The organism is Shigella sp. SIG6, from assembly GCF_053555815.1.
In genome coordinates this window covers 1-1,742 of sequence record NZ_JBQZXC010000253.1, presented here as the reverse complement: position 1 = coordinate 1,742, position 1,742 = coordinate 1, and the positions used below count along the sequence as shown (strand labels likewise).

The window sequence follows — 1,742 nt, the reverse complement described above, 5'->3', positions numbered from 1 at the left end:
GCGATTAAAAAATAAAGCACTTCTGGAAATGAAGTCATTCACCGTATGAGGAACAGAAACCATTTTTTCACCCATTCTCGAAAAATGAAAATTAGTTCGATTATTGAGAATAGAGCCACACAGGGCAATACCAATCGCGCCCCCAAGATTACGTGTTAAATTAAATACACCAGAGGCTAACTTCAGCCGTTCTTTTGGAATTCCCCCCAGCGTTAATGTTACGATGGGGGCCATCGCAAACTGCTGCGAAATCCCTCTAATTGCCTGTGGAAACAGTAATTCCTGCCATCCCCATTCGTGGGTTATAGGGGTAAAAAGATACATTGAAAACACAAATCCGCCCAGCCCCGCCATCAACAGCCATCGCAGATTTATTTTTTTACTTAACCAGAAGTAAAAGGGAACAGAAAATAACTGGAAAATACCTGTTGTGCAAACGGCAAAACCTATCTCTTCGGCATTTAATCCGCGAATCTGTCCCAAAAACACAGGTATTAAATATACAGTAGAGAATATCCCAACCCCTCCAGAAAAAGAAAAAAAACATCCCAGAGTGAAATTTTTATCCTTAAAAGCATGAAGATCCATTATCGGATTGGATATTGTAAGTGTACGCGCAGCAAATAAAATAAAACTCACCAATGCCAGAACTGATGTCAGCAAAATAGTATTATCATCCAGCCATCCCCAGCGCGCTCCTTCTTCAAGGGTATATTCCAGACATCCCAGAGTCATGGCCAACAGGATAATACTCGGATAATCAGCAACTTTCAGTAAAGAGAGATCAGGTTTATCAAAATTAACCAGAAAAGGAATACTCAAAACTAAATATATGCCAGGTAATATATTGATATAAAATAGCCATCGCCAGTCGAGGTTATCAGTGAGCCAGCCCCCCAGAGTTGGCCCTAGCGTCGGTGACAGTGAGGCCAGCGCACTGACTACCGCAGCAGCCAACCCCAACTCTTTACCCTGGTAATAAATAAACGCCGTCGTGAAAACTAAAGGGATCATGGATGCGCCAGCAGCTCCCTGTAAAGCACGAAACAAAATCATGATCTGAATATTCCATGCAAGTCCACACGCGATACTCATTAAAGTAAATATTCCCGCGGATAGAGTAAAAAGCCAACGAGTGGAAAATACCCGTGACAGCCACCCAGAGAGCGGAATAACAATAATCTCAGCAATTAAATAGCTGGTCTGAAGCCAGGCCATTTCGTCTTTACCTGCGGACAGACCACCACCTATTTCATTTAGGGATGACGATACAATTTGAATATCAAGCTGAGCAATAAATAATCCCATACACATACTGGCGAAAGCAATATGTTTACGCATAGACATCATCTCTCATCAACACTGACGGTGACGGACAGTCCCGGGCGAAGAAGTTGCTTTAATTCCTTTGCGTCGTCAAATGCAATCCGTACCGGGACACGCTGAACAATTTTGGTGAAATTGCCAGTGGCATTTTCTATCGGAATCAAGCTGAAACTGGCTCCTGTCGCTGGGGAAAGGCTTTCAATGTGACCGTGAAACACTTCCCCTTTGAGAATATCAGCACGGATCTCAGCCTTCATTCCTGGCTTCATTCCCGCTATTTGGTTTTCTTTATAATTTGCATCAACCCACAACTCACTGACTGGTACTAGTGAAACTAACGATGTGCCGCCTTCCACCCAACTGCCTGTATGGGCGCTGCGGTTTGCGACAATGCCATCAATCGGCGCACGAACCAC

Annotated in this window: 2 protein-coding genes; both read right to left on the bottom strand. The window is 43.7% G+C overall.

The features are described 5' to 3' along the window. Positions 1–1,350 (bottom strand): DHA2 family efflux MFS transporter permease subunit (locus ACUU1M_RS20060; protein WP_449144776.1); only part of this gene is annotated, 1,350 nt, incomplete at its 3' end. Further along, the coding region (locus tag ACUU1M_RS20055; RefSeq protein WP_449144775.1) for an HlyD family efflux transporter periplasmic adaptor subunit at positions 1,347–1,742 on the bottom strand (396 nt) is incomplete at its 5' end. The genes ACUU1M_RS20055 and ACUU1M_RS20060, both read right to left, overlap by 4 nt.